Source organism: uncultured Nisaea sp. (assembly GCF_963974195.1).
Lineage (GTDB): Bacteria > Pseudomonadota > Alphaproteobacteria > Thalassobaculales > Thalassobaculaceae > Nisaea.
The window spans coordinates 1-25,164 of sequence record NZ_CAXBDC010000048.1 but is presented as its reverse complement, the minus strand read 5'-3'; the positions used below and the strand labels follow the sequence as shown (position 1 = coordinate 25,164).

General features: G+C 61.6%; 29 protein-coding genes. 12 read left to right on the top strand and 17 right to left on the bottom strand.

Features of this window, described 5'->3' with window-relative positions:
* Nucleotides 1-276 precede the first annotated feature (276 nt).
* Entirely contained in the window at nucleotides 277-1,425 is a 1,149-nt protein-coding gene (gene nirK / locus AAC126_RS12160) for a copper-containing nitrite reductase (RefSeq protein WP_339853699.1), read from the top strand.
* A gap of 78 nt (nucleotides 1,426-1,503) precedes the next feature.
* Nucleotides 1,504-2,322 (top strand): SUMF1/EgtB/PvdO family nonheme iron enzyme, encoded by an 819-nt coding sequence (locus AAC126_RS12155; protein WP_339853697.1) that lies wholly within the window; start codon nucleotides 1,504-1,506, stop codon nucleotides 2,320-2,322.
* On the opposite strand, the gene AAC126_RS12150 is transcribed toward AAC126_RS12155, so the two are convergent.
* Together AAC126_RS12150 and AAC126_RS12145 are read right to left on the bottom strand one after the other, a co-directional pair.
* A complete protein-coding gene (locus AAC126_RS12150) occupies nucleotides 2,289-3,470 on the bottom strand; it encodes an NnrS family protein (RefSeq protein ID WP_339853695.1) in 1,182 nt (393 codons plus the stop codon). The two genes, AAC126_RS12155 and AAC126_RS12150, sit on opposite strands and share 34 nt — an antisense overlap.
* Nucleotides 3,471-3,557: 87 nt before the next feature.
* Nucleotides 3,558-3,989, bottom strand: a complete 432-nt coding sequence (locus AAC126_RS12145; RefSeq protein ID WP_339853693.1) for a pseudoazurin — start codon at nucleotides 3,987-3,989, stop codon at nucleotides 3,558-3,560.
* 99 nt (nucleotides 3,990-4,088) lie between these two features.
* Here AAC126_RS12145 and AAC126_RS12140 point away from each other — a divergent pair, with 99 nt between their 5' ends.
* The 7 genes from AAC126_RS12140 (at nucleotide 4,089) to AAC126_RS12110 (ending at nucleotide 10,170) form a co-directional block, all read left to right on the top strand.
* Complete coding sequence (locus tag AAC126_RS12140) at nucleotides 4,089-4,787, top strand: Crp/Fnr family transcriptional regulator (RefSeq protein WP_339853691.1); 699 nt, start codon at nucleotides 4,089-4,091, stop codon at nucleotides 4,785-4,787.
* A 418-nt stretch (nucleotides 4,788-5,205) separates the two neighbouring features.
* A complete protein-coding gene (locus AAC126_RS12135; protein ID WP_339853689.1) occupies nucleotides 5,206-5,658 on the top strand; it encodes a cytochrome c in 453 nt (150 codons plus the stop codon).
* Between the two features lie 13 nt (nucleotides 5,659-5,671).
* Nucleotides 5,672-7,024 (top strand): cbb3-type cytochrome c oxidase subunit I, encoded by a 1,353-nt coding sequence (locus AAC126_RS12130; protein WP_339853687.1) that lies wholly within the window; start codon nucleotides 5,672-5,674, stop codon nucleotides 7,022-7,024.
* Nucleotides 7,021-7,830 carry a CbbQ/NirQ/NorQ/GpvN family protein gene (locus AAC126_RS12125; protein WP_339853685.1) on the top strand — a complete coding sequence of 270 codons (810 nt, stop codon included), beginning with the start codon at nucleotides 7,021-7,023 and terminating at the stop codon, nucleotides 7,828-7,830. The genes AAC126_RS12130 and AAC126_RS12125 overlap by 4 nt, the downstream gene beginning before the upstream one ends.
* Nucleotides 7,831-7,845: 15 nt before the next feature.
* Nucleotides 7,846-9,768, top strand: a complete 1,923-nt coding sequence (locus AAC126_RS12120; protein WP_339853683.1) for a VWA domain-containing protein — start codon at nucleotides 7,846-7,848, stop codon at nucleotides 9,766-9,768.
* 1 nt (nucleotide 9,769) lies between these two features.
* Complete coding sequence (locus AAC126_RS12115; RefSeq protein WP_339853681.1) at nucleotides 9,770-9,946, top strand: hypothetical protein; 177 nt, start codon at nucleotides 9,770-9,772, stop codon at nucleotides 9,944-9,946.
* Entirely contained in the window at nucleotides 9,943-10,170 is a 228-nt protein-coding gene (locus AAC126_RS12110) for a hypothetical protein (protein ID WP_339853679.1), read from the top strand. The genes AAC126_RS12115 and AAC126_RS12110 overlap by 4 nt, the downstream gene beginning before the upstream one ends.
* Nucleotides 10,171-10,316: 146 nt before the next feature.
* On the opposite strand, the gene AAC126_RS12105 is transcribed toward AAC126_RS12110, so the two are convergent.
* Together AAC126_RS12105 and AAC126_RS12100 are read right to left on the bottom strand one after the other, a co-directional pair.
* Nucleotides 10,317-10,931 (bottom strand): NAD(P)-binding domain-containing protein, encoded by a 615-nt coding sequence (locus AAC126_RS12105; protein WP_339853676.1) that lies wholly within the window; start codon nucleotides 10,929-10,931, stop codon nucleotides 10,317-10,319.
* 143 nt (nucleotides 10,932-11,074) lie between these two features.
* Nucleotides 11,075-11,824, bottom strand: coding sequence for a glucose 1-dehydrogenase (locus AAC126_RS12100; protein ID WP_339853674.1), 750 nt, complete (start codon nucleotides 11,822-11,824; stop codon nucleotides 11,075-11,077).
* Between the two features lie 115 nt (nucleotides 11,825-11,939).
* On the opposite strand from AAC126_RS12100, the gene AAC126_RS12095 reads away from it, so the two are divergent.
* Complete coding sequence (locus tag AAC126_RS12095) at nucleotides 11,940-12,833, top strand: LysR family transcriptional regulator (RefSeq protein WP_339853672.1); 894 nt, start codon at nucleotides 11,940-11,942, stop codon at nucleotides 12,831-12,833.
* 59 nt (nucleotides 12,834-12,892) lie between these two features.
* Here AAC126_RS12095 and AAC126_RS12090 read toward each other — a convergent pair whose 3' ends face one another.
* The 11 genes from AAC126_RS12090 to uvrC form a co-directional block, all read right to left on the bottom strand.
* Nucleotides 12,893-13,894 carry a DMT family transporter gene (locus tag AAC126_RS12090; RefSeq protein ID WP_339853671.1) on the bottom strand — a complete coding sequence of 334 codons (1,002 nt, stop codon included), beginning with the start codon at nucleotides 13,892-13,894 and terminating at the stop codon, nucleotides 12,893-12,895.
* Between the two features lie 96 nt (nucleotides 13,895-13,990).
* Nucleotides 13,991-14,965, bottom strand: coding sequence for a DMT family transporter (locus AAC126_RS12085; RefSeq protein WP_339853670.1), 975 nt, complete (start codon nucleotides 14,963-14,965; stop codon nucleotides 13,991-13,993).
* A 6-nt stretch (nucleotides 14,966-14,971) separates the two neighbouring features.
* On the bottom strand, nucleotides 14,972-15,691 hold the full coding sequence (locus AAC126_RS12080; protein WP_339853668.1) for an LrgB family protein: 720 nt from the start codon (nucleotides 15,689-15,691) through the stop codon (nucleotides 14,972-14,974).
* A complete protein-coding gene (locus AAC126_RS12075; protein WP_339853666.1) occupies nucleotides 15,691-16,062 on the bottom strand; it encodes a CidA/LrgA family protein in 372 nt (123 codons plus the stop codon). The genes AAC126_RS12080 and AAC126_RS12075 overlap by 1 nt, the downstream gene beginning before the upstream one ends.
* 82 nt (nucleotides 16,063-16,144) lie before the next feature.
* Nucleotides 16,145-16,510, bottom strand: coding sequence for a ParB/RepB/Spo0J family partition protein (locus AAC126_RS12070; RefSeq protein ID WP_339853664.1), 366 nt, complete (start codon nucleotides 16,508-16,510; stop codon nucleotides 16,145-16,147).
* Between the two features lie 318 nt (nucleotides 16,511-16,828).
* Nucleotides 16,829-17,275, bottom strand: coding sequence for a molybdenum cofactor biosynthesis protein MoaE (locus AAC126_RS12065; RefSeq protein WP_339853662.1), 447 nt, complete (start codon nucleotides 17,273-17,275; stop codon nucleotides 16,829-16,831).
* A gap of 4 nt (nucleotides 17,276-17,279) precedes the next feature.
* Complete coding sequence (gene moaD, locus AAC126_RS12060) at nucleotides 17,280-17,531, bottom strand: molybdopterin converting factor subunit 1 (RefSeq protein WP_339853660.1); 252 nt, start codon at nucleotides 17,529-17,531, stop codon at nucleotides 17,280-17,282.
* Nucleotides 17,528-18,799 carry a gephyrin-like molybdotransferase Glp gene (gene glp, locus AAC126_RS12055; RefSeq protein WP_339853658.1) on the bottom strand — a complete coding sequence of 424 codons (1,272 nt, stop codon included), beginning with the start codon at nucleotides 18,797-18,799 and terminating at the stop codon, nucleotides 17,528-17,530. The genes moaD and glp overlap by 4 nt, the downstream gene beginning before the upstream one ends.
* A 3-nt stretch (nucleotides 18,800-18,802) precedes the next feature.
* On the bottom strand, nucleotides 18,803-19,309 hold the full coding sequence (gene mobB, locus AAC126_RS12050) for a molybdopterin-guanine dinucleotide biosynthesis protein B (RefSeq protein WP_339853656.1): 507 nt from the start codon (nucleotides 19,307-19,309) through the stop codon (nucleotides 18,803-18,805).
* A 50-nt stretch (nucleotides 19,310-19,359) separates the two neighbouring features.
* Nucleotides 19,360-19,992, bottom strand: a complete 633-nt coding sequence (pgsA, locus tag AAC126_RS12045) for a CDP-diacylglycerol--glycerol-3-phosphate 3-phosphatidyltransferase (protein WP_339853655.1) — start codon at nucleotides 19,990-19,992, stop codon at nucleotides 19,360-19,362.
* A 75-nt stretch (nucleotides 19,993-20,067) separates the two neighbouring features.
* On the bottom strand, nucleotides 20,068-22,035 hold the full coding sequence (gene uvrC / locus AAC126_RS12040; protein ID WP_339853653.1) for an excinuclease ABC subunit UvrC: 1,968 nt from the start codon (nucleotides 22,033-22,035) through the stop codon (nucleotides 20,068-20,070).
* 407 nt (nucleotides 22,036-22,442) lie between these two features.
* On the opposite strand from uvrC, the gene AAC126_RS12035 reads away from it, so the two are divergent.
* The gene (locus AAC126_RS12035) at nucleotides 22,443-23,258 is read left to right on the top strand and encodes an SDR family oxidoreductase (RefSeq protein ID WP_339853651.1); all 816 of its coding nucleotides are present in this window, start codon (nucleotides 22,443-22,445) and stop codon (nucleotides 23,256-23,258) included.
* Nucleotides 23,259-23,260: 2 nt separating this feature from the next.
* A complete protein-coding gene (locus AAC126_RS12030) occupies nucleotides 23,261-23,623 on the top strand; it encodes a dihydroneopterin aldolase (RefSeq protein ID WP_339853649.1) in 363 nt (120 codons plus the stop codon).
* 5 nt (nucleotides 23,624-23,628) lie between these two features.
* On the opposite strand, the gene AAC126_RS12025 is transcribed toward AAC126_RS12030, so the two are convergent.
* Together AAC126_RS12025 and AAC126_RS12020 are read right to left on the bottom strand one after the other, a co-directional pair.
* A complete protein-coding gene (locus AAC126_RS12025) occupies nucleotides 23,629-24,606 on the bottom strand; it encodes a calcium/sodium antiporter (protein ID WP_339853647.1) in 978 nt (325 codons plus the stop codon).
* Between the two features lie 313 nt (nucleotides 24,607-24,919).
* Nucleotides 24,920-25,164, bottom strand: a 245-nt coding sequence (locus AAC126_RS12020) for a UvrB/UvrC motif-containing protein (protein ID WP_339853645.1), incomplete at its 5' end; no start/stop codon positions are given.

Genomic DNA, 25,164 nt, shown 5'->3' with positions numbered 1-25,164 from the left:
TTGGCTGGGCATGCTTCCCAACATTTGGAGGGGGCAGTTCTGTCTGTTTGGGAATCCCGTTTACGGGTCCTGAACTTGAGGTCTCGTATTCTTAAATATGAGGCGCATCGGGGAAACCGCTGAAGAGCGATTTCAGATTGGCGATTAAGGTGCGTCTTATCAGTGGCCCTCATACTGGTTACGAAAAACAGTCCACATTGTTCTGGCTCAACGTACGGCTTCGAGCTCATCGCTAAATCTTCCTTGAACAGTGTTTCAGCTCGAAAGGAAAAAGCGATGTTGACGCGTAGAGCCGCATTGATTGGTGCCGCAGGCCTTGCCGCAACGCCCCTGATGGTTAAAGCCGCACAGGGCGAGGAAATCATGGACACATCGATGGCCCCGCCGGCGGATTTGTCCTCTCTCAAACGCATCAAGCACAAGCTCGTAAGACCGCCTTTCGTGCATCCGCATGAGCAAATCGCACCCGCCGAGCCGCGTATCGTCGAGTTCGAAATGCAGATCGTCGAGAAAGAGATGCAGATCGCCGACGATGCCTATCTGCAGGCGATGACATTCAACGGGTCTGTTCCCGGCCCGATGATGGTGGTTCATGAGGGCGATTACGTTGAACTCACGCTGTACAACAGCCCGAACAACATGATGCAGCACAATATCGATTTTCACTCCGCGACCGGTGCGCTGGGGGGTGGCTCGCTGACGCTGGTCAATCCGGGTGAAAAGACAACCCTGCGCTGGAAGGCGACGCGGCCTGGCACGTTTGTCTATCACTGCGCCCCGGGCGGCCCGATGATCCCGTGGCATGTTGTCTCCGGCATGTCGGGCGCGGTCATGGTACTGCCGCGCAAGGGCTTGACGGATCATAACGACAAACCGGTCAGCTACGACCGCGTCTATTATATCGGCGAGAATGATTTCTACGTCCCGAAAGACGAAAACGGCGACTACAAGCGCTTCGCAGATGTCGGCGACAGTTATTCCGATACTCTTGAGGTGATGAACGGCCTGATCCCGAGCCATGTCGTGTTCAACGGCAAGGTCGGCGCCCTCACTGGCGAGAATGCGCTGACGGCGATCCAGGGCGAGCGGGTTCTGTTCGTCCATAGTCAGGCCAACCGGGACAGCCGGCCTCACCTTATCGGCGGGCATGGGGATCTGGTCTGGGAGCAGGGCAAGTTCAACAACCGTCCCGACCGGGATCTGGAAACATGGTTCATCCGGGGCGGCTCGGCAGGCGCTGCGCTCTATGAATTCCTGCAACCGGGTGTCTATGCATACGTGAACCACAATTTGATCGAAGCCGTGAACCTTGGCGCGACAGCCCATGTCCTCGTCGAAGGCAAGTGGAACAACGACCTGATGGAACAGGTTGTTCCTCCGACGGAATACAATGCTGCTCACGAAGGCAGGACGGCGCTGCCCTGAGTTCGGTCTGATCATGCATCTTGAACGAGGGGCGGCTGGAAACAGCTGCCCCTTTTCGCCTTGTCGAGGGATACCGAAATGCGCTCCCTGACGCTCTCCGCTCTTGCTTTCACCGTATCCGCCGCTGCAATGATCGGCTGGCATATGTCTGCGCCCGCGATCACCGAACTGCCCGAGACCGTCGTGATCGAGCCAGGTCCGTACACATACCGGCCCGCCGGGAATTATCGATATTACGGCAAGCTCGTTGAAGCCCCGCTGGAACGGCATGAGGCGGAAACGCCGCTTGAGATCATGAAATTCCAGGTCAGCCGCGCCGAATATGCGGCCTGCGTCGCCGACGGTGCCTGCAAGGCTTCGGTCGTTTCCCGGGGCGGCAGCCCGACAAGTGCGGAAATGCCTCAAACCGAGGTCAACTGGTACGATGCAACGGCATATGCCGCCTGGTTCTCACGCCAGACGGGCCTCGAGTGGCGGCTTCCCGATGACAGGGAATGGCAACGCGCCGCAGCCGAGCGGTTTGTCGAGGAAGCGATCGTCGAGGAAGCGAAGGACGACCCGGCGCAGCGCTGGCTGGAAGCCTATGCCCGTAATGTCGCGGCCCGCGGCGACTCTGAAACAGAACTCAGGCCGCGCGGGGCTTTTGGCGAGAACTCTCATGGCCTGTCCGACCTCGCCGGCAATGTCTGGGAGTGGACCAACACCTGTGTGGCCAACACCTATCTGACCGCTGACGGAGCGAAACCCGAGACGCAGCAGGAATATTGCGGCGCTCATATCGCAGAGGGAAAACACCGGGCGATTGTTATCGATCTGGTCCGCGATCCGAAGGTCGGCGGTTGTGCCGCCGGCCTGCCTGCGGATTATGTCGGCTTCCGGCTGGTGCTGGTCAGATAAGGCCCGATCTTCAGCGTGAAGATCGTAAAGCCCGCGATCCAGAGGCTTGCGGCGATCCAGAGCCCGGACATTCCTCCGACATGAATCTCAGGAAAGCACGCCCGGACAAGGGCCGCGCAGAAAATCATGCCCGCGGCACCGGTCAAAAGGGCCCCCGCCTCGAGCGTGCGGCCGGTATGTCCGAGAGAGGCCCTGATCATGACTGCTATTGTCATTCCGCCTATGGCACCGATGCCGAGCAGATGAGCCCCGGCCGCGGGAGGGAGCCAGCCGGCCGAAGCGGCCCCGGCGGCAACCAGCCCGAGCGGCACGAAGGCATAGGCAATATGCAGCATGACAAGCAGTGGCGACCTCCAGGTTCTTGCCCCCTGCCACCGGCTCAGGCGCACGCCCTGCAATCCGGCCGCGCCCAGCATTGCTCCCGCTGTGACCGGGCCCTCCGGGAAGAATGACCAGCCGAGCAGAGCGCCCGCACCGGTAAGCAGGCAAACCGCATCGAGCCGGTTGAACGGGGCGGGAAGCTTGCTGCTGTTGCGCTTGACCAGCCAGTTCCGGGTAAAGCTCGGGATGATCCGGCCGCCAATCAGCGTAATCAGAAAGACGATGACACTGATCCCCAGCCGCCGGCCAATGTCCGAGGCTCCGAAAAACCGGACCTCGAGATGAAAGACCAGATTGGCGCCCAGCAGAAGGAGCACCGGGATCACGACCATCAGATTGCGCCAGTTCCGGCCGGCAACGATCTCCATGATGGTCGTGGCGACGATGACAGCCAGGAACGCCAGATCGACAAGCATGACGCCAACCTGATCCATTCCGAAGGCCCCGCCGCAGGCCAGCCTGCCGGCAAGCCACAGGATAAGCAGGAAGGCCAATGGCCAGCCGCGCTTTGGGGAGCGTCCGGTCCAGTTCGGAATTGCCGTAAACAGGAACCCGGCGATGACTGCCGATGTATATCCGAACAGCATTTCATGGATATGCCAGTCGGTGGGCGTAAAGGGCCCTGCAAGATCGTGCGCTCCGTCCAGCAACAGCATCCAGCAAAAGATCGCAATGCCCGCGAAAATGGCTGCGGACAGGAAAAATGGCCGAAATCCATAGCTGAATAGTGCCAGTTCACGGCCGGGTATCCGTGTCTCGTTGGTCATCTCTGTGGCTTCCACGCTGAAAATGACAAAAGGGCGATGCACATGCGTGGCATCGCCCTCTCAGGACCGGTCAGTTCGAGGTCCGGATCACTTGACCTGGGCGAAGGCGGCATCAAACCGTTTCTTGGCCTTGCCCCGCTGTTTGACAGCCAGCACGTCGTCAAGGTTCGCGGCCTTGCCGACCTGGATCAGGGCAACCATCCCCATCCCGTAGTGAGGGGTGCATTTGAGTCCGTAAAGACCTTCGGTCTTAACGACGAGATCGAAATCCTTGTTCATCTTGCTCTTGAAATCTTCGACCCCGGCCGGAAGCATTCCCTTGATCGATTCCACGTTATGCCCCTTGTCGGTCGCAACGAAGTGAATGGTGTCTCCCGGCTGGGCGGCAACAAAGTCAGGCTCGAAGACCATGGAGCCAGCTTCGCCCTTGTTGAGCATCTTGACTTCGTAGGTTTCTGCAAAAGCGGATCCCGCCATCATGGCAAGAGCTGCGGTCGCCATTACTATTTTGCTGAACATCGAAAATTCCGTTCTTTGTTTTCGGTATTTTTGCCTGACAGCGTTATGCTTTAGTGCGGCGAAAGGCTCTTTGTGCTGCAACAAACTTCGGGACGGGTTTTGAATAAATTAGACGAAAGCCTTCTCGTCGGGCTTCCTCCGTTCCGACAGCTTGAGCGCGCACAAATCCGTGAAATCCTTGACCAGGCCGTCTCCAGACGGGTGGAAGAAGGCGCAGCGGTCTTTTCCGAGGGCATGCATGCCGCGCACTTTTACCTGCTGCTGGACGGCTATATCCGGGTTGTGAAATCCACTCCCGGAGGAGAGCACATCATCGCGATGCATATCGCTCCGGGGCAGCTTTTCGGCATTGCCCCGGCCCTCGGGCGCGATACCTATCCCGCGACGGCAATTGCAGCGGCGGAGACGATCGCCTTGTCATGGCCGGTCCGTCTGTGGGCCGAGTTCACAACGAAATATGACGGCTTCGCGACCGAAACCTACAAGGTCGTGGGCGAGCGCATGGGGGAATTGCATTCCCAGTTGATGGAGCTGGCGACGCAGGCCGTGGAACAGCGTTTGGCCGCGGCCCTTCTCAGAATGGTCAACCAGTCCGGCCGGAAGGTCGAGAACGGCATTGAAATAGCCTTCCCCATCACCCGGCAGAATATCTCGGAGATGACAGGCACGACACTTCATACGGTCAGCCGGCTGCTCAGTGCCTGGCAGAAACAGGGGATTGTGGAGAGCACGCGGCGTCATATTGTCGTGACGGACCCGCATCGCCTGGTTTTGCTGAGCGGCGTCACGGGCTCGTAGTTTCCGGTTACAGGCCAGCCGCTTCGCGCAGCTCCGCCCGAAACGCCTCTTCATCCAGTTTGTATTCCGCGCAGGCGTCGACAATCGTGTGAAATGGCGCAATGGGGCAGCCGAAGCACAACATCCGATACCTTATGAACACAGCCGGCGTTTCGGGCCATTCCTTGAACAGCGTGGCAGAGGTAAGTCGGGATCGTCAATGTCAGGCGATGTCATGACAATATTGCCCCTGAAACGCAAAGCTCCCAGCCCGTGCCCCCAAGCCCATGATCGTTATGTGATCACGACACGCAATCACCGATCCTGTGCGATCCCGTTCTGACACGGAAAATCGTCAAGTTCTTTGCGCTGCGACAACATTGCCCTGTCCGGCTCCCGGTATTTTGCCTGATCCGCAACAGTGATCAGGTCCGGCACAATGTCAGAGATCCTTACAAAATCGCGGGCCAGGAACATTTTTTATGGAGGATCCCTGTTCTTCATAGCCGTGTTCGTGGTCATGACCTTCCACAGTCATCGCTATGTCGTTGAAACATCCACGGCTGGCATGCCTCTGACCGACGCAGTCAAACTCGGCAAGGAAGTCTGGGAACAGCACAGCTGCATCAACTGTCACACGCTGCACGGTGAAGGCGCCTATTTCGCACCCGAAGTCGGCAATGTGATGACCCGCTGGGGCGTGCTCGATGATCCCGAAGGGGCCTTCGAGATCCTCGATGCATGGATGAAGGCACAGCCTTCCGGAACACCCGGCCGGCGGCAGATGCCGCACTTCGAAATCACCGAGGAAGAAATGCGCGGGCTGGCCGAATTCCTCCGCTGGGCCGATCAGACCGACACCCAGAACTGGCCACCGAACGACGCGGGTTGAGGGAGAAAAATTCATGAAATACGCATCACAAAAAGTGGCCTACGCCTACTTCATCGTTGCGATGGGGCTGTTTGCCATTCAGGTGCTGGGCGGCCTGCTGGCCGGCTGGATCTATGTGTCTCCGAACACATTGTCCGAGCTGCTGCCGTTCAACATCATCCGCATGATCCACACCAACGCGCTGATCGTCTGGCTGCTGCTGGGCTTCTTCGGCGCCGCCTACTATCTTGTTCCGGAAGAAAGCGAGCGGGAGATCTATTCGGTCAAGCTGGCTTATCTGCAGCTGATCATTCTCGTCGTCGGCACGCTTGGCGCGGTCGCGAGCTATCTCGTCGGCATCCATGGCGGGCGCGAATTCCTGGAGCAGCCGCTCTGGGTCAAGTTCGGCATTCTGGTGGCGGCGGTGATCTTCCTCATCAACATCTCGCTGACCGTTCTGGCCGGACGCCGGACGGCGATCACCAACGTCCTTCTGACCGGGCTTTGGCTGCTGTCCTTGTTATGGATCTTTGCCTTCATAAACCCGTCCAACCTCAGCCTCGACAAGATGTACTGGTGGTTCATCGTTCATCTCTGGGTCGAAGGCACCTGGGAGCTGGTGATGGCGTCGATCCTCGCCTTCCTGATGCTGAAGCTGACCGGCGTCGATCGCGAAGTGATCGAGAAATGGCTCTACGTCATTGTCGCCACGGCGCTGTTCTCGGGTATTCTCGGCACCGGCCACCATTTCTACTGGATCGGTCTTCCGGAATACTGGCAGTGGGTCGGCTCGATCTTCTCGACCTTCGAGGTGGTGCCGTTCTTCGCCATGATGAGCTTCGCCTTCCTGATGGTCTGGAAAGGGCGGCGCAATCATCCGAACAAGGCGGCGCTCTTGTGGTCGCTCGGCTCGGCGACGGTTGCCTTCTTCGGCGCTGGTGTCTGGGGCTTCCTGCACACCCTGCACGGCGTCAATTACTACACCCACGGCACGCAGGTGACGGCAGCGCACGGGCATCTGTCCTTCTATGGCGCCTATGTCGCCCTGAACCTGGCGATGTTCACCTATGCCATGCCGGTTTTGCTGGGCCGCTCGCCGTATAATCAGGTGCTGAACATGGTCAGTTTCTGGCTGATGACTGGGGGCATGGCATTCATGACCTTTGTTCTGACCTTCGCCGGGACCATTCAGACGCATATGCAGCGGGTGGTCGGCGACTACTACATGGATGTGCAGGACACGCTCGAGATCTTCTATCTCATGCGCTTCGGTGCCGGTGTTGCCGTTGTGCTGGGCGCTCTGCTCTTCCTATACAGCCAGCTTGTGCCACAGCGGGAAGTCGTCGAGCCCGGTGAAGCCGTTATCCCTGAAAGCGGCAAGGCATGAACGCGCATACGAGAGGTTTGACGGGCACCCAGCCCGTCCCGTTCTACCGGCCCGTCGGCAATGAGTGCACGTTGTTCGAAACGGCCCACGCCAATGGTCTTCCCCTTCTTCTGAAGGGGCCGACCGGCTGCGGCAAGACGCGGTTCGTGGAGCATATGGCGGCCAGATTAGGGCGCCCGCTTTACACCGTGGCCTGTCATGACGATCTCTCCGCTGCCGATCTGATCGGCCGCTACCTGCTTCGTGGCGGGGAGACCGAATGGATCGACGGACCGCTGACGCGGGCGGTGCGAGAGGGCGCGATCTGCTATCTCGACGAGATTGTCGAGGCGCGCAAGGACGTGACCGTGGTACTGCATCCGCTGACGGACAGCCGGCGCACGCTGATGATCGACCGCACCGGGGAAGAGCTGACAGCGCCGCCCGGCTTCATGCTGGTGGCGAGCTACAACCCCGGCTACCAGAACATCCTGAAGCGACTGAAACCGTCAACGAGACAGCGCTTTCTGTCGATCGGTTTCGACTTTCCGGATGCGGCGACCGAGACGGCCGTTGTGGCTTGCGAAAGCGGCCTCGATGAAAGCCGTGTCGCGCCGCTGGTGCGGCTGGCCGGTCATATCCGGGCGCTGTCGGGCATGGATCTGGAGGAGGGCGCATCGACCCGTCTGCTGATCTACGCCGCGACTCTGATTGCGGGCGGGATGTCACTCGAACGGGCGCTTGAGGCTGCGGTGATCGAGCCGCTGACCGACGAGCCGGATATCCAGCAGGCCCTGCGCGATCTGATCGCCGTGGTCTACGGCTGACAGGGGAGCCACGCGATGATCAGCCCGCTGGATCTGATGGAGCCCGAAGAGACGGTCGGCAATCTCTGGCATGACTGGGCCAGCCGCATGGCTGCGCCCGAGGGCTATGACGAGAGTGCCGTGCCGCTGGAGACGATGCGGGCCTCTCTGGCGGTTCTGTTTAGGGCGTTGGGCGGGGCGGGCGGTGTCGAAATCGGTGCCGCGCCCGCGACAGCGGCCACGCACCGGCGCGGCGTCATGCGCACAATCGGTGACGGGCGGCAGCTGGAATATCTGGCCAGCTTCGATGGTGAGCGTTTGCGGCTGCCCCCGCTTATGGATGCGTTCCCGACGCCTGACCTCAACCGGGTCGCCTATTTGTGGCTGGCGGCCATGGCAGCCAGTAGTGACGGGCTGATCTCTCCCGAGCCGTCAGCCGATCTGCTTTCCGTGGATCTGGCACATCTTCTGGCCATGGAGACGGCGACGGCGCGCACGCTTGCCGCTTGCCCCGGACTGACCCAGCCGTTCAAGGTACTGCGCACTCATGTGCTCGAGACCCGCACGTCGCATGCCTCACACCGGACCGAGATCGCGTTGGAAAAGCTGACACGCCGGTGTCTCGGCGATCAGGCACCGCTTTCTGGTCCGGCGGCTGAGCTGATGCGTCAGGCCCGATCCGGAGCCGCAACAGCGCACCGCGGCTATGTATCACCCGCCCATGTGCCAATCTGGCTCCGGCTGGAACGCGCCGCGCCGGGCAATGCCGCCGCCGAGCAGGATCTGGGCACAGCCCCGCCGGGACTAGCGACAACGACGCGAAAAATCGGCAAGCGCGAGGAGCGCGAGCAGGCCGATCGCAAGGACAGTTTCATCATCCATCGGTTCGAGGCGATCCTGAGTTGGGTCGAGAGCATGAACCTCAACCGCTCGGTCGATGATGACGATCAGGACAATGCACAGAAAGCGGCGGAGGATCAGGATCACATCACCCTGTCGCAGAACCACAAGCGGGCTGCAACGAGGCTCCGCCTGCATCTCGACCTTGCGCCGCAGGATGCCGACCACGAACGACTGGCCGATCACCATACCTATCCCGAATGGAACCATCGGGCACGTGCCTACATGCCCGATCACTGCCGCGTTCTGGAGGCCGAAGCCACCGCTGACCCAGTTCGCGACATCAAGGTCGACCAGCACCTGATTGCCCGCGTCCGGCGTCAGTTCGAGGCACTGCATCCGCGCCGTATCATGCGTCCGCGTCAGATCGAGGGGGCGGAACTCGATCTCGACGCGCTGATCGCGGCTCAGGTCTCGTTGCGCGTGACGGGCGCGGCCAGCGACCGGATCTATCAGAGCCTGCGGGTCACCGAACGCGATCTCTGCGTTGCTGTGCTGATGGATTGCTCGCGTTCAACCGAGGCTGTGATCGGCGAACGGTCGGTGATCGACACGACGCGCGAGGCGCTTATGGCGCTGGCAGGCGGCATCGACGCAGCCGGCGACCGGTTCGGTATCTGGGGCTTCTCGTCGCTCCGCCGCGACCGTGTCTTCCTGACCCGGTGCAAGAGTTTCGACGCACCAATGTCGGCCCGGGTTTTCGAGCGGATCGGCAGCCTGCGCCCCGGCCATTACACGCGGTTTGGCACAGCCATCCGGCACATCTCGGCGCACCTTGCCGGAGAGACTGCCGCGCGCAAGCTCCTGCTGGTCCTCACCGACGGCAAGCCGAACGATCTCGACCATTACGAAGGCGTGCACGGCATCGAGGACAGCCGCATGGCCGTCCATGAAGCGCGCATGCAGGGACAGTCGGTCTACGGCATCGTCGTCGACGCCGATGGTCAGGACTGGTTCGCGCGTATTTTCAACCGCGCCGGCTTCACCCTGCTGCCCGACCCCGCGCGCCTGATCCGTGCGCTTCCGGACATTTATCGCTCACTGATACAGGAGACCTGACATGCGACCGCTGATCTTTCTCTGTGCATTGATGATGCCGTTCCAGGCTCATGCTGCAAGCTTCCAGCGCCCGATCCCGAACCCGCAAACCGCAACGGCGGAGGGCTGGTTCTTGTTCGCATCTGTCGCCCTGTTGCTTGCTCTGGCGGCGGTGCAGTGGCTGGTGACCCGGCGGTGAGCACGCGGCCGGGATGGAAGCTGCTGGCAGGACTCTATCCGTTCGGCGCGGGCGCCGCTGCCGTCAATCTGTTCTTCGCATCATTGATCTTCAGCTGGCTCGGCTGGCGTGTGCTGACCCCGTATGAATCCATTGCCGGCGGCTTGGTCCTGGGTATTCCCACCACATGGTTCTTCGCCGCCCACATCAAACGGCTGATGGTGCGCGCCGAAAAAGCTCAATGAATGGAGCTGCCTTACCGGCCGAAAATTATCCAGAAAACCCTACGACTGCTTAGGGTCGCCACCGGTCGCATAGGTCATCCGGCGCTTTGGGTGGGAAGCAGTCTGCCAAAGTATTCACCTGAATAACCGCCACCCGGTCGCCTCATCTATTCCTGTGCCGTGTTCGCTCTAAAAAGCTCCAGGTTGTTCAACGCCCCGCCAAGCTGCATCAGTCTTCCCCCGGACGCCAGTGCGCCGATCGAAACGGGTGCAAGGCGAATGTCGGTGACAAGCCGCTCCACGACGGCGATTGCATCGGCGTCATCGCCGGCGACGAACAGAACGTGGCGCAAGCCGTCAGCTGGCACGGGTGCAAACATCTTTTCGATGGGGAGTGTGTTGAAGGCCTTCACCACCCGGGCGGATGGTGCCTGTCGGGCGACGATTTCGCTCCCGGAATCCCCGCCCAGATCGTCGATTTCGAAATGGGGGGCGTAGCTAGTGAAGATGTTCGTCGCGTCGATGAGCACGCGGCCACCCCAATCGATTTCGGGGGTGAGAACGTCCTGCACCCTTGTCCACGGCACGCCCAGGATGACGGCCGGATTGTCCAGCGCCTCCGGGACATGCCCGGCGGTGACACGGCTCCCGAGCTGCTCCACCAGGTCGCGCAAGCTCTCCGGCCCGCGGCTGTTGGCGATCATCACGTTGTGTCCGGCAGCGGCAAGATGGCGTGCGAGAACCTGTCCAACCGTGGCTGCCCCCAAGATTCCGATGTTCATTGTGGGGTCTCCTTAAGATGGCATTGAGTGAAAATCATCTTGAGTGTGCGTTAGGAAGAAGAGGCCGCAGGCCTTTGCCATTGGAATCTTCTTCCGTGAGGGCAGGGGCAGGCCCCACAGTTTCGCGGGCCTGCCGCCGCATCTCACACCTGGTTCATGCCGCCATCGACGAACAGTTCGATCCCGTTGATGAAGCCGGAGTCTTTGGAGGCGAGGAAGAGCACTGCATTGGCGACATCTTCCGGCTGACCGATCCGGCCGGAGGGAATGGAGTCGACGAAGTGATTCTTGACGCTCTCCGCCTGATCGCCACCGCCGAACAGATGGGTGAGGCCGGTGGTTTCCGTCAGTCCTGGGCTGATGACATTGACGCGGATATTGCGGTCTTTGAGATCGAGGATCCAGCTGCGCGCGAAATTACGCACCGCGGCCTTGCTGGCCGAGTAGACGCTGAAATTTGCCGTGCCGGCGGTGCCGGTGGTTGATGAGGTCAGAATGATCGATGCGCCATCGCGCAGGACCGGCAGTGCCTTTTGCACGGTGAAGAGGACCCCTTTTACATTCGTGTCGAACGTTCGCTGATAGTGGTCTTCGGTAATCGCGCCGAGGGGCGCGAATTCTCCGCCGCCGGCATTGACGAACAGGACGTCGATCTGTGCGTGCTTCTGCTGGACCGTGTCGTAGAGTCGATCGAGATCAGCGAGGTTCGACATATCCCCGCGCACGCCGGTCACGTTGCCGCCGATCTCCTGCAAGGCGGTATCAAGTGTCTCCTGGCGTCTGCCGGTGATGTAGACCGCGGCACCCTGGGCCGCGAAGGCTTTAGCCGTTCCAAGACCGATCCCGCTGGTGCCGCCGGTGATCACGACGACCTGATTTTCAAAATTGCCCATTGTACCCTCCGTTGCTAACCGCCGAGACCATCTCGCCGCGTGCAAAAAAGATGAACTTGAAACGCTGGCTCTTGTAGTAGCTGAAATCGGGCCGTATCGTTCTGTTGGTGGAACGATGAAAGCTGATCTCAATGATCTCGCCTACTTTGCCGAAGTTGTGAGCCATGGCGGGTTCGCGGCGGCGGCGCGTGCGCTGCGGGAACCCAAATCCAAGCTCAGCCGGCGCATTGCCCGACTGGAGGAACGGTTGGGGCTGCGTCTTATAGAACGTTCCAGCCGGCGCTTCCGGGTGACCGATATCGGGCAGGCCTTCTACGAACGCTGCAAGGCGGTTCAGCAGGAAGCCGAGCAGGCCGAGGCACTTGTCAGGCAGGCCCGGTCCGAACCCCAGGGACTCATTCGCTTCAGCTGTCCCACAGGAATGGTCGAGTTGATCTCAAGCCTGATCGGCAGTTTCCTTCAGCAGCATCCCAAAGTCCGCTTGCAAATGCTGGCGACTGACCGGCCGGTCGATCTGATCGGTGAGCGGATCGATCTGGCGCTGCGGGTCCGGGTCGTGCTTGCCAGCGATGCCGAATTGACCATGCGCAGCCTTGGCAGCTCAACCCGGATACTCGTCGCGAGCCCGGTGCTGGCCAACAGCGTGCGCAAACCGGAAGACCTGGCAAAAGTGCCTATGCTGGCGACCAATGATTCAGACGTGGAAGCGGAATGGGGGCTGGAGACGGCCGATGGCCAGGAGATGACGCATCGGCAGGAAGCACGGCTCGGTTGCGCGGATATGACGGCGGTCCGTGAGGCGGCGATCGCCAGTCTCGGGGTGGCGCTTCTGCCCTGGCATGTCTGCCTGCGGGCCCTTGAAACCGGCCAATTGGTCAGGGTCCTGCCGGAATGGCGTGGCCAGAAAGGCATTGTGCATCTGGTTTTCACGACCCGGCGCGGCCTTCCTCCGGCCGTGCGTGCCCTGATCGATCATCTGGCAGCAAAATTTCCGGACGACCTTCTGTAACGCTTGCCGTGAGTCCCAAATCTCTTCCGGCTCTGGCTGGGTGTTTATGAGTCCGCATCCTAGCGCCGCGTCGCGCCGGTTCCGGCAGGCGGGTCGCTTGCCATCGGGCGGTTGCGCTGGCGTTCGCGCAGGAAGACGAACAGGCCGGATGCCATGATCAGGAAAATGCCGATCTTCACTTCGATACCGGGCAGATAGCCCCAGATGGCCCAGCTCCAGAACACCGCCAGCAGCAGGCCGGTATATTCGAAGGGCGCAATGGTTGCCGCATCCGCCGAGCGGTAGGCGGCGGAGAGGCAGTAGGCGACGGCGGCCGAATTGAAACCCAGCCCGACGAAAAGCCAGAAATCCATGCCCTCCGGCCAGACCCAGGCGCGGAGCAGGAAGATCAGGCTTTCATTGTCGCTTCCCTCGGCGAACCGGCCGTCACCGGCAAAGATCCAGAACAGGCCCGCGACCAGCAGGAACATGACCTGGATATAGACCGCGAGCGCCGACGGCTTGCTGCTCATGCCGAGCTTGCGGGTCATGATCTGCATGCCGGCATAGGTTATCGCCGAGATCACGGGCAGCACGAGCACCAGACGGCTGACGCCGAGATCGTCCGTGCTGGCCCAGGGGCGTTGCATGATCACCACGCCGATGAAACCGACAAGCACGGCACCGAGGCGGAATGGTCCGACCTTTTCGCCGAGCACCGGGATCGAGAGCAGCGTGATGAAGAGGGGCGCGGCGAAGAACAGCGCCGTGGCATCGGCCAGCGGCAGTACCGCGAGCGCGGCGAAATAGGACATGTTGGCAATCACCACCAGGAGGCCGCGCAGGGCATGCAGTCCCGGCCTCCGGGTTTTCAGGATGTGCCAGCCGCCCTCGAACTGAACAATCACCAGACTGAAGGCGATACCGATTGCCGAGCGGGTAAAGACCATCTGGTGCAGCGGATAGCCGCCGGAGAGCTGCTTGATCAGCATGTCATTGATGGAGATCGCGAGCATTCCAACCAGAATGAGGGCGATCCCGAAGGTCGGGCGATTGATGGAGGTCACGGATGTATCACTCATTGCGGAGGGACCCTAATCTCTAACATCCGTCATGTCTTGTCCCGAGGCGCCGCCTTCTCCCCGGCGCTGCGGCGCATGGGGAACAGTTCGGGAAAATCAGGCGTTTTCTTCCCGTTTCAGGCGTGCTTCCAGATGCCGTTCCCGAAAGAATACGGCGAGACCTCCGGCAACGATCAGAACGATCCCTGCCGCGACTTCGGGCCCCGGGATTTCGCCCCAGATCACCCAGCCCCAGAACACGGCCATCATCAGGCCTGCATATTCAAAGGGCGCGAGGATTCCGGCATCGGTCATCCGGTAGGCCGCGGAAATACAGTAACTGACAATGGCGATGTTGGTCCCGAGGGCAAGAAAACGCCAGATGTCCAACGTTTCCGGCCAGATCCATGGGCGCAACAGGAACAGAAGGCTCGGGTTTTCCAGCCCGTCTGCGAACCGGCCGTCACCGGCGATCGCACCGACAAGGATCGACACGACGAGGAAGATGAACTGGATATAGACGGCCATCGCCGAGGCCTTGGAATCCAGGCCAAGGCGCCGGGTAATCACCTGTTGCAGGGCATAGGCACTGGCCGCCAGCAATGGCAACAGAAGGACAATCCGGCTGACGTCGAGGGTGCCCGCATCGGCCCAGGGGCGCTGCATGATCAGCACGCCGGCGAAACCGGTCAGAACCGCCGCCAGTCTGACCGGTCCGATCCGTTCGCCGAGCACCGGCACGGAAAACAGGGTGATCAGGAGCGGAGCGGCGAAAAAGATCGCGGTTGCCTCGCCGAGCGGCACCACGGCGATGGCGGCGAAGAAGGAGGAGTTGGCGATGACGATCAACAGGCCGCGAAAGACATGAAGGCCGGGTTGCCGGGTTTTCAGGATCGACCAGCCGCCCTCGAACTGGACAAAGACGAGGCAAAGGGCCAAGCCGATCAGGGCACGCGTGAAGATCACCTGATGCAGCGGATAGTCACCGGACAGGCTTTTGACCAGGGCATCGTTGATCGACATCGAAAGCATCGCCGCAAGAACGAGCGCGATACCGGCGGCGGGCTTGTTGATTCGCGGCGCGCTGGTCATGGGCGTCTAGAAAAACAATCGCCAGAGCAGCGGCAGCAGGATTGCCGTTGCCAGGGCGTTCAGGCCCATGGCGAGACCGGAGAAGGCGCCGGCGACCTCGTTCACCTGCATGGCCCGGGCGGTGCCGATGCCGTGGGCCGTGATGCCGATGGCGAAACCCCGTGCGGCCCAGTCCCTGAAGCGGAACAGATCCAGCATCAGCGGACCGATCATGGCGCCGAGAATACCGGTCAGGATAACGAAGACGGCGGTGAGCGAGGGCAGGCCGCCGAGCTTTTCGCTGATGCCCATGGCGACCGGCGTTGTCACGGATTTCGGGGCGATGGAAATCAGGGTGGCTTCGGAGACGCCGAAAAGCCAGGCAATGGCAACGGCGCTGCCGGTTGCGACAAGCGAGCCGAAGATCACGCTGAGCAATACCGGAAGCAGGGATTTCCGGATACGCGAGACCTGCCGGTAAAGCGGCAGGGCAAGGGCGACCGTGGCCGGGCCGAGCAGGAAATGCACGAACTGTGCGCCCTCGAAATAAACCAGATAGGGCGTGCGGGTGACGATCAGGATCGCGACCAGGACGATGACCGCGATCAGTACCGGATTAACCAGCGGATGCATGCCGAGCCGCTCATAGAGTTTCTGTCCGCCAAGGTAGGCCAGCAGGGTGAGGAACAAGTGCAGTAGCGGACTTGCCGAGAGATAGACCCAGATATCGCTGAAACCGCTATCCATCAGTGGTCTCCCCCGACGCTATCATTTCCGACGCGGGTGAACTTCTTCAGGCCGACCATGAGCAGGGCCGTTGCCACGACGGTGATGGCGCTGCTGCCAACCAGGGCGGCGGTGACGCCGATCCATTCGCGCTCGATCAGGGCGAGGTGAAGCATGACCCCGACACCGGCCGGGATGAACAGCAGGGACAGATTACGGAGCAATGTGTCGGAAACGGCGGCGACAGGCGCGGGCACCTTGCCGTGGATCATCAGGCCCGTGAACAGGATGACCATGCCGACAACCGGGCCGGGCAGGGGCCAGCCGGTGGCGGCAATGAATAACTCTCCCAGCAGCTGACAGCCGAGCAGCAGGGTAATGGCACCGATCATCGGGGACCTCCGGAGGCGAAAACACTCCGAAGTCTAGCGCCGGTTTTCGCTGGTTAACAACAGGCTCCCGGAGATGCTGGAATCAGGCCGCGGCGGCGAGCTCTTCTGTTTCCATCATGACGCAGCGGACATATTCGATTCCGGCGAAGAGGCAGGCGGCGAAACGGTGGTTGCCGTCGCACAGCCGGCCGTTGCGGATGATGATGCTCATCCGCTTCTGGTCACCGTGACGGACCAGCCAGGCAACGCGCGCGGCATGGTCGTCGGCGCTCATCGGGGTGTTCGGGTCGCGATTATCGTCGGGGGCGATCAGCCGGTCTTCAGCCAGCGCGCGATGAATATCCGCGTCGGTGATACGGCGCTCGCTGCCGGCCCAGTAAGGATAATCCTCAAGGCCGCACTCCGTCGCCACGTCCAGTAAATCGCGCACTACCAAGCGAATGCCCATCGCCGGGTCTCCCTGCCACATCGTCGGTTTCTCATCCGGCGACGGGCGTGCACTGCTCCGGGAAGAGCAAAGGCCGTCCGCAGGGGTATGCGAACGGCCAATCGGCCCGTGTAATTGCCGCCCCCCGTATGGGTGACGGCGTGCGCTGCAGCAATTGCGTTTTATGCATGGGGTGCATGCAGTTTTCGCATGGGAAAAGGCGAAATTTAACTTGCTAATTCAGAGGGCTGTATCGTTCCGGAGAAAGTTTTGCGAGGGCGGTGAAAACTGGTCTCTGCGCGACAAATGCAGCGCTGAAAGAGGCCTGGTTTCGGGCCTTCAATCCCACTTTGCCGCCGCATCCTCGTCGCTCTCCCGCGCATCCACCCATTCGGCGCCGCTGTCTTTCTCTTCCAGCTTCCAGAACGGGGCTTTGGTCTTCAGCCAGTCGATCAGGAAATGGCAGGATTCGAAGGCGGCTTCCCGGTGCGGGGAGGCGCAGGCGACGAGCACGATCTGCTCGCCCGGCTCCATCCGTCCATAGCGGTGGATGATCAGGCTGGCTTCGAGCGGCCAGCGCTTGTTGGCCTCGGCATCGATCTGTTCCAGCATCTTCTCGGTCATGCCGGGATAATGCTCCAGCGTCATGGCGCCGATATGCTGGCCATCGGCCATATCCCGCACCAGACCGACAAAGCTGGTGATGCCGCCGATATTGTGGTTCCCGGCGCTGAGTGCGGAAAGTTCGGCGGCGAGATCGAAGTCTTCCTTCTGCACCCGGATCATGGAGTCAGCCCCCCGTTACCGGCGGGAAGAAGGCGATTTCGTCATTCGGGCCGACAGCCGCGTCGAGTTCGGCGAATTCCTGGTTTACGGCGGCGCGTACGATCTTCATGTCGGAGAATGCATCCTCGAAGCCCGGACCACGGGTCTTCAGCCACGCCACCAGCCCGGCCACGTCCGTTACGGTCTCGGGCGGGGAGACATCTTCTTCTCCGATGCCGGTCTTGCCACGCATCCAGGCGAAATACAGAATTTTCACAGGCCAACCTCGCTGAAGGGCAGGTAGTCGACAATATCTCCGGCTTTCACGCCGGTGCAGTCTTCCGGCAGCTCGACAAGACCGTCGGCCGCCACCATGGAGGAGAGTATCCCGGCCCCCTCCCGTTCGAACTTCACGGCTTCGAGATCACCCGCGCCGGTGCGCTTCAGGGTGACGCGGACATATTCACGCCGGTCCTGCTTCTTCTTGTAATCAAAGCCGGACCGGACCGGAAACAGAGCCGGGTTCGTATCCGCCGCGCCAGCCAGCCGCTGTATCAACGGCCGGGCAACGCGCAGGAACGTCACCATCACGGCCACCGGGTTTCCCGGCAAGCCGATAAAGGGGATCTTGCCGACCTGGCCAAGCGCCACGGGACGTCCCGGCTTGATGGCGAGCCGCCAGAAATGCAGGGAACCCAGAGCTTCGACCGCACTCCGCACATGATCCTCACCACCGGTGGAAACGCCACCCGTGGTGAGGATCATGTCGGCTTTACCCGCCGCATCTTCAAGCCCGTCGCGAATGGTGTCGAGCTGATCGGGCAGGATGCCCATATCGATCACCGTGCAACCGAGGCCGCGCAATAGGGCGGAGATGGTGTGGCGGTTGGAATCGTAGATCGTGCCGCCGGGCGCGTCCGTTCCGGGATCGCGGACCTCGTCGCCGGTCGAGAAAATCGCCACGCGCAGAGGCTTGCAGACGGTGAGTTCCGTCCGGCCGATGGCGGCGGCAAGTCCGATATCCTGTGGCCGCAGGCGTGTGCCCGCCTGCAGAATACGGGCGCCTTCGGTCACGTCTTCGCCGGCAAAGCGCCGGTTCGCGCCGCGCTTGATACCGTTTGGAATGACGACGCGCTCACCGGAGATGCGGCAGTCTTCCTGCATCAGTACCGTGTCGGGGCTGGAGCCGTCCGGGCCGGCCGGCATCGGGGCGCCGGTATAGATTTTTGTGGCCGTACCGCGTTTCTGCGGGCCGTCCAGGGGATGTCCCGCCGCGATGGTGGCGGTCACCGGCAGCATTGTTTCCGCTCCGTTGGCCAGATCGTCGAAATAGACGGCGAAACCGTCCACGGCGGAGTTGTCGTGTGGCGGCACGGAGCGGTCGGCGATGACGTCCTCTGCGAGCACACGCCCGAGGGCATCCGCGAGCGGTGCGACCTCAGGCGCGACCACCGGCACCAGGATTTCCCGGAAACGGGCAAGCGCGTCCGCGACCGGGATCAGCTTCCCGCCGAAGGCGAAGCAGTCATCTGTCAGTTGCGACATGGCTTACGCGGCTTTCGATAATCCAGTGAAGTCGAGAATATAGTCCGCCAGCCCGGCAATATCGTTCAAATCGAGCACGGGAACAGTCGCGGCCGCGACCGGGCCGTCCGACGCCACGGCCCGGATCAGCGGGTCGTTCGGCTGGATCAGGGATTTGCCGGTGGCCTCCCGGTATATTTCCAGCTTGTCATGGGCGTGCTCCTTGAACCCCTCGATGATGAGCAGGTCGACCGGACTCATATGCCGGATCAACTCTTCGATGGTTGGCTCCGGCGCGCCTCTGTTCTCATGCATCAGGGCCCAGCGGTTCGCCGAGGTGACCAGTACCTCGCTGGCTCCGGCGGCGCGGTGCTCGTAGGAATCCTTGCCCGGCTTGTCCACGTCGAAGGCATGGTGGGCATGCTTCATGGTCGAGACGCGGACGCCACGGGAGACAAGTTCAGGGAGCAGCTTGACGAGCAACGTCGTTTTGCCGCTGCCGCTCCATCCGACAAGGCCAAAAATTTTCATGGATGAAGTCTAGAGGGCCGGACGGGCCGGACTCAAGTGATGCGTCCGCATCATGCGTCCACAGGGGCGCTTTTACCCGGGGCGCTTTGACTTGTTGCGCCCGTCTTCCGCCGGGCGCGTTCGGCCTCTGCTTCCGGGGTCACATGCAGCAGGCCGGAGCGCAGGTAATCGTACCCCGTGATCAGGGTCAGGATGGCCGCCGCCCACAGCAGGCCCTCGCCAATCAGCACGGTCGGCAGCCAGTCGGGACCTGCTGCGCCAACGATCAGAAAGCCGAGCGAGCCGATCTGGAAAGCCGTCTTCCATTTGGCCAGCTTGCTGACCGGCATGCGGACCTGGATTTCCGCCAGAAACTCCCGCAGGCCGGAGACCAGGATTTCCCGCAGCAGAATGATCAGCGCGGGCAACAGGCTATAGCCGGAGATATGGTCCAGCGCGCAGAGAATCAGCAGCACGGCGCCGACCAGGAGCTTGTCCGCGATCGGGTCAAGCAGGCGGCCGAAATCGGAATGCTGGTTCAGTGACCGGGCCAGATATCCATCCAGATAATCGGTAATGCCGGCAAAGGCGTAGAGGCCGAAAGCGATCCAGCGGTACGTGTCTTCGCCATACCAGATGAACCCCACAATGAGGGGGATCACAAGGATGCGCGACAGGGTGAGCAGATTGGGGAGGCCGGTCATATCTCTGCGTCGGTCTGAAGAGTGTGCGGGACGGCGATTCCATCCTCGTATTCCGTTGCCGAGACGCTACACCAATCAGCCCTCATCATGGAAGAAATCATAGATTTTTTTGGCTACAGTTTTGCTAATCCCGTCGACCGCCTCGAGATCCTGCAGCCCGGCGCGGGAAACTTCCCGGGCGGAGCCGAAATGATGCAGCAGGGCCTTCTTGCGCTTGGCGCCGATCCCGGGCACCTCGTCGATCTTCGACTGGCCGATGGCTTTGGTCCGTTTTGCCCGGTGCGTCTCGATGGCGAAGCGGTGGGCCTCGTCCCGCAGGCGCTGCAGAAAATACAGCACCGGGTCGTTGATGGGCAGGGAGTAGGGCGCGCGCTTCCCCGAGAAGAACCGCTCCCGTCCCGCATCCCGGTCCGGCCCCTTGGCGATGGCCACAAGGGCGACATCCTCGATCCCGAGCTCGTCGAAGACCTCCCGCACGGCGGTATACTGGCCCTGACCGCCATCGATCAGCACCAGATCCGGCCAGTTGCCGGACTTGCGGTCGGGATCTTCCTTCAGGGCCCGGCCGAAGCGGCGGGTCAGTACCTGCCGCATCATGGCGTAATCGTCACCGGCCTGAACCGGCGCGTCGCCATTCTCGTCAGGCTCGGCCGCCTTCGGCAGAGGCGCGTCCGCAGGCACCACATTGCGGATGTTGAATTTGCGGTAGGCGTTCTTCATCAGCCCGTCCGGGCCGGCAACAATCATGGCGCCGATGGAGTTGGTGCCCTGGATGTGGCTGTTGTCGTAGACCTCGATCCGCTCGGGCGGGCCGTCCAGATCCAGAGCCTCCGCGAGCCCCTCAAGCAGGCGCCTCTGGGATGCGCTTTCGGCCAGCCGCCGCGCATGAGCTTCCTTTGCATTCGAGAGTGCGTGCTCCATCAGCTTGCGCTTGGAGCCGCGTTGCGGGCGCAGCACCTCGACCCGGCGCTCGGCCTTGGTGCCTAGCGCCTCCGCGATCAGTTCCTGTTCCGGCATGTCGTGGCTGACCAGAACGAGCTTGGGCGGAGGCTTGTTGTCGTAGAACTGGCCGACAAAGGCGGCGAGGATCTCGCCCGGCTCCAGGCTCTTGTCGTGGCTCGGGAAATAGGCCCGGTTGCCGTAATTGCTGCCACCCCGGAAGAAGAACACCTGGATGCAGGAGGAGCCGCCTTCGCCATGCAGCGCCATCACGTCGGCATCCTCGACACCTTCGACATTGATGTCCTGGTGCGACTGGACATGGGCCAGCGCCCTGATCCGGTCCCGGTAGCGCGCGGCGCTTTCAAAATCGAGCGCGTCGCTTGCTTCCTGCATGCGCTCGGCGAGCTGCTGCGAGATCTTCCGGCTGGAGCCCGTGAGGAACGCCTTCGCCTGTTCGATCAGCTCGCCATATTCCTCCTTGCCGACATAATCGACGCAAGGCGCGGCGCAGCGCTTGATTTGATATTGCAGGCAGGGCCGGGTCCGGCTGGCGAAGGTTGCATCCGTGCAGTTCCGGATCAGGAAGGCGCGTTGCAGGGCCGTGATCGTTCGGTTCACCGCACCGGCGGAGGCGAAGGGGCCGAAATAGTCGCCCTTGCGGTTACGAGCGCCGCGATGCTTCACCAGTTGCGGCCAGTCGTGATCGCCGGTCAGCAGGATATAGGGGAAGGACTTGTCGTCGCGCAGCAGCACGTTGAAGCGCGGCCGCAGCTTCTTGATCAGGTTGCTTTCGAGCAGCAGCGCTTCGACTTCGGTATGGGTGCGCGCGAATTCCATGCGGATGGTCTCGCTGACCATACGAAAGATCCGGTGCGGCAGCTTGGCCGGGAAAGTGTAGTTCGCGACCCGTTTCTTCAGGCTCTGCGCCTTGCCGACATAGAGCACGTCGCCGGCGGCATCGAGCATGCGGTAGACGCCGGGTGCATTCGGCAGCAGTTTGACCTGCTGCTGGATCACCTTCACGCCCCGCGCGATATCCGCTTTCGGTTCCGGCGGCGATGCCGGTTCCGGCAGGTCCTGTTCGGGCTTTGTTGTCGACATGGCGTCTTTGTACCTGATCTCTTCGATGCCGGAAACGGGATGTGCGAACAAATCTGGAACGGCTGTTATGGTTAACGTGCGGCGCCGGACTCTATCCCCGTTATTTGTGGAAAAAGGTGTTGATAACTCTTGTGTGCAAGGGTGTAGGTCCCATTTTCTCTCAGTTTGGACGCTTTGCTCAAAATTTGAGCAAGAGTTATAAGATATTGAAATATAACAAAAAATATTCTAGGGCACTGATTCTGATCACTATTTGTGACCGAGACGTGACCCATTCATGACTTTCGGGGCTATTAATGCGAAATGTGCAAAAAATACGCCCTAACGCAGTCGTGGCTTTTCGTGTCCGGCGCACAAGGATAGGGTCGGAAAATAAGTTTTGAGTATATGAGCGAACCAGTCCCCAGATGATCAAGCCTGCTGCTGAAAATCGGACCGCCCTCGTCACCGGTGGTGCCCGCCGCGTTGGTGCTGTGCTGTGCCGGGGGCTGGCTGCGGATGGCTGGCACGTGGTGGTGCATTTCAATGCGTCGCGTGCCGATGCGGAGCGGCTGGTGAATGATATCCACGCCGCCGGAGGCTCTGCCGAGGCCCTGGGGTGCGATCTCTCGGACGCGGAGGCTGTCACCGGCCTGATGGGCCGTGCGGGCGAGGGGGCGCCGCCGCTGGGCCTGCTGGTGAATAATGCGGCCCTGTTCGAGGGGGACAGCCTGGAAAGCCTGACGGCGGCGCAGATCGACCGGCATCATGCGGTGAATGTCCGGGCGCCGGCGCTGCTTTCGCGTGCTTTTGCCGAAATTGTGGGCAGACAGGCGGCGGAGGGAATTGCCCGCCGCACGGATTGCTGCATCGTGAACCTGCTGGACAACAAGGTGTTCGGCCCAAATCCGGATTATCTGTCCTATTCCCTGACCAAATTCGCACTGCATGGCATGACGCAGATGCTGGCGATGGAGCTGGCGCCGGATATCCGGGTGGCGGGTATCGCCCCCGGCGTCACCTTGCCGAGTGGCCCGCAGACAGGGGAAGAATTCGAGCGCTCCCAGAAATCCCTCATGCTCGGGCGCGGCTCGACACCGGAGCAGATTCTGGCGGCGCTGCGCTTCATTCTCGCCGCGCCGGCCTTTACCGGGCAATGCATCACCATCGATGGCGGCCAGGTGCTGCAGGCCATGCCGCGCGATATTGCCTTCATGGGGACTCCGGAAGAGGGAGGCGGATAGGCGTGCCGATTACGAATGCAAGGATCCTGCTGGAGAATTTCGCGGTGGTCGCGGATATCGGCATCCACGATTTCGAGCGCGGCAAGCCGCAGCGGGTGCTGGTCAGCGTCGAGATGGATGTCGATGTCGATCCGACGGGCGCCGCCGACTCGATCGAGCGGGTGCTGGACTACGATTTTGTCCGCACCGAGATCCTGGAGCTGGTGGCACGCCGCCGCTTCAACCTGCAGGAAACCCTTTGCCACGCCATCGTGCAGATGATCGCGGAGCGGTCAGCCGTGCGCCGGGCGCGCGTGACCACGCGCAAGCCCGACGTTTACGAGGACTGCGAGGCCGTTGGCTTCAGCCTGCTGTATGAGCGCTGAGAGGATCAGCCGGTGAACAGCGCCGTCAGGTCGGTGAACTGGCCGATGGTGAAGAGCGCATAGCCGGCGAAGAACAGCACCGCCAGCGGCCGGCCCAAGGTTTTCAGCCCGAGCGCCGCCGCAACGAAAACCACAGTCACACCCAGCATGACCCAGATATCTGACTGCATGATCTCCTGCGGAATATCGAGCGGCGTGACAATCGAGACGACGCCGAGGATGCCGAGCGTGTTGAAGATGTTGCTGCCGATGATGTTGCCCAGCGCGACATCGTTATGGCGGCGCACGGCGGCGACCACGGTGGTTGCCAGCTCCGGCATGGAGGTGCCGAGGGCGACCATGGTGATGCCGATCACCGTCTCGGAGACGCCGAGCAGACGGGCCACGTCGACCGCGCCGTCGACCAGCAGGCGCGCGCCGAAGGCCACGCCGACCAGCCCGATGATGGTGTAGATCGCCGCTTTCAGCAGGCTGTCGGGCAGATTGTCGAACTCGTCCACTTCCTTGGCATGGATGCTGTCGTCGTTCGCGCAGTTCCGCCGGTCGCTGATATAGCAATAAGCCAGATAACCGATCAGCACGGACAGCATGATGACGCCGTGCCAGAGCTGGATGACACCGGTATGGCACAGGATCACGAACACGATGGTGGAGCCGAGCAGGACCAGACCGTCGCGCCGCAGTGCCGGATCGCCGCAGGCAAAGGGATAGATCACCCCGACCGTGCCGATCATCAGCAGGATATTGGCGATGTTGCTGCCGACCACATTGCCGATGGCGATGCCGTCATGGCCGTGCATCGCCGCTTTCAGGCTGACGAACAGCTCCGGCGCGGAGGTGCCGAAGGCGATGACCGTGAGGCCGATGACATGCGGAGAGATCTTCAGGATGCGGGAGCCGCCGACGGCGCCGCGGATCATGACCTCGGCGGCGACGAGCAGGAGCACAAGGCCGCCGATCGCATAAGCAAGAGGGGCAATCAAGCGGGGGCTCCTTGTTGCATGCAATGCGGCAACATATGACAACACTCAGCAGACACGGAACTTGCCTTCCAACGACGATGGCCCAAAACGGCTATGGCCAAGAATGGATTCGGGGCAGGCCCGAACAGCCCAATCTGGCGAGGGGCTTGGCTGGACCTAAATGACTGCCCCTAGATATTAGACCTTGGCCTGTGCTTTCAATGGCTTTGATTGCTGTATGCCGGATTCGCTGCGCACCGGGTGGCGACAGAAAAGGCCCGCGAACCCATTGCTTTCGCTTCGATTCCCGGATTGAGCCTTGTTTTCGGGGGATTTAGCCGCGCCGGCGGCCGGAGCCGCGTCTGGATGATTTTCCCTTGTCCGGCTTGCCTTTCGGGGGCTGCACCGGACCCTTGACCCGGACCACGGCGCCCTTGGGCAGCGGCTTGCCGTCCAGCGTCATGCCGAGATCGGCCGCTTCCAGCCGCTTGATCTCGTCGCGCAGGCGGCCGGCTTCCTCGAACTCCAGATCGGCGGCGGCGGCATGCATGGCCTGCTCCAGCTCGGCGATGACCTGTT

Excerpts from the sequence above, each read along its gene's own strand:
- nirK (WP_339853699.1), top strand. The coding sequence starts at position 277 with ATGTTGACGCGTAGAGCCGCATTGATTGGTGCCGCAGGCCTTGCCGCA.
- AAC126_RS12155 (WP_339853697.1), top strand. The coding sequence starts at position 1,504 with ATGCGCTCCCTGACGCTCTCCGCTCTTGCTTTCACCGTATCCGCCGCT.
- AAC126_RS12150 (WP_339853695.1), bottom strand. The coding sequence starts at position 3,470 with ATGACCAACGAGACACGGATACCCGGCCGTGAACTGGCACTATTCAGC.
- AAC126_RS12145 (WP_339853693.1), bottom strand. The coding sequence starts at position 3,989 with ATGTTCAGCAAAATAGTAATGGCGACCGCAGCTCTTGCCATGATGGCG.
- AAC126_RS12135 (WP_339853689.1), top strand. The coding sequence starts at position 5,206 with ATGTCAGAGATCCTTACAAAATCGCGGGCCAGGAACATTTTTTATGGA.
- AAC126_RS12130 (WP_339853687.1), top strand. The coding sequence starts at position 5,672 with ATGAAATACGCATCACAAAAAGTGGCCTACGCCTACTTCATCGTTGCG.
- AAC126_RS12125 (WP_339853685.1), top strand. The coding sequence starts at position 7,021 with ATGAACGCGCATACGAGAGGTTTGACGGGCACCCAGCCCGTCCCGTTC.
- AAC126_RS12120 (WP_339853683.1), top strand. The coding sequence starts at position 7,846 with ATGATCAGCCCGCTGGATCTGATGGAGCCCGAAGAGACGGTCGGCAAT.
- AAC126_RS12115 (WP_339853681.1), top strand. The coding sequence starts at position 9,770 with ATGCGACCGCTGATCTTTCTCTGTGCATTGATGATGCCGTTCCAGGCT.
- AAC126_RS12105 (WP_339853676.1), bottom strand. The coding sequence starts at position 10,931 with ATGAACATCGGAATCTTGGGGGCAGCCACGGTTGGACAGGTTCTCGCA.
- AAC126_RS12100 (WP_339853674.1), bottom strand. The coding sequence starts at position 11,824 with ATGGGCAATTTTGAAAATCAGGTCGTCGTGATCACCGGCGGCACCAGC.
- AAC126_RS12095 (WP_339853672.1), top strand. The coding sequence starts at position 11,940 with ATGAAAGCTGATCTCAATGATCTCGCCTACTTTGCCGAAGTTGTGAGC.
- AAC126_RS12090 (WP_339853671.1), bottom strand. The coding sequence starts at position 13,894 with ATGAGTGATACATCCGTGACCTCCATCAATCGCCCGACCTTCGGGATC.
- AAC126_RS12085 (WP_339853670.1), bottom strand. The coding sequence starts at position 14,965 with ATGACCAGCGCGCCGCGAATCAACAAGCCCGCCGCCGGTATCGCGCTC.
- AAC126_RS12080 (WP_339853668.1), bottom strand. The coding sequence starts at position 15,691 with ATGGATAGCGGTTTCAGCGATATCTGGGTCTATCTCTCGGCAAGTCCG.
- AAC126_RS12075 (WP_339853666.1), bottom strand. The coding sequence starts at position 16,062 with ATGATCGGTGCCATTACCCTGCTGCTCGGCTGTCAGCTGCTGGGAGAG.
- AAC126_RS12070 (WP_339853664.1), bottom strand. The coding sequence starts at position 16,510 with ATGGGCATTCGCTTGGTAGTGCGCGATTTACTGGACGTGGCGACGGAG.
- AAC126_RS12065 (WP_339853662.1), bottom strand. The coding sequence starts at position 17,275 with ATGATCCGGGTGCAGAAGGAAGACTTCGATCTCGCCGCCGAACTTTCC.
- glp (WP_339853658.1), bottom strand. The coding sequence starts at position 18,799 with ATGTCGCAACTGACAGATGACTGCTTCGCCTTCGGCGGGAAGCTGATC.
- mobB (WP_339853656.1), bottom strand. The coding sequence starts at position 19,309 with ATGAAAATTTTTGGCCTTGTCGGATGGAGCGGCAGCGGCAAAACGACG.
- pgsA (WP_339853655.1), bottom strand. The coding sequence starts at position 19,992 with ATGACCGGCCTCCCCAATCTGCTCACCCTGTCGCGCATCCTTGTGATC.
- uvrC (WP_339853653.1), bottom strand. The coding sequence starts at position 22,035 with ATGTCGACAACAAAGCCCGAACAGGACCTGCCGGAACCGGCATCGCCG.
- AAC126_RS12035 (WP_339853651.1), top strand. The coding sequence starts at position 22,443 with ATGATCAAGCCTGCTGCTGAAAATCGGACCGCCCTCGTCACCGGTGGT.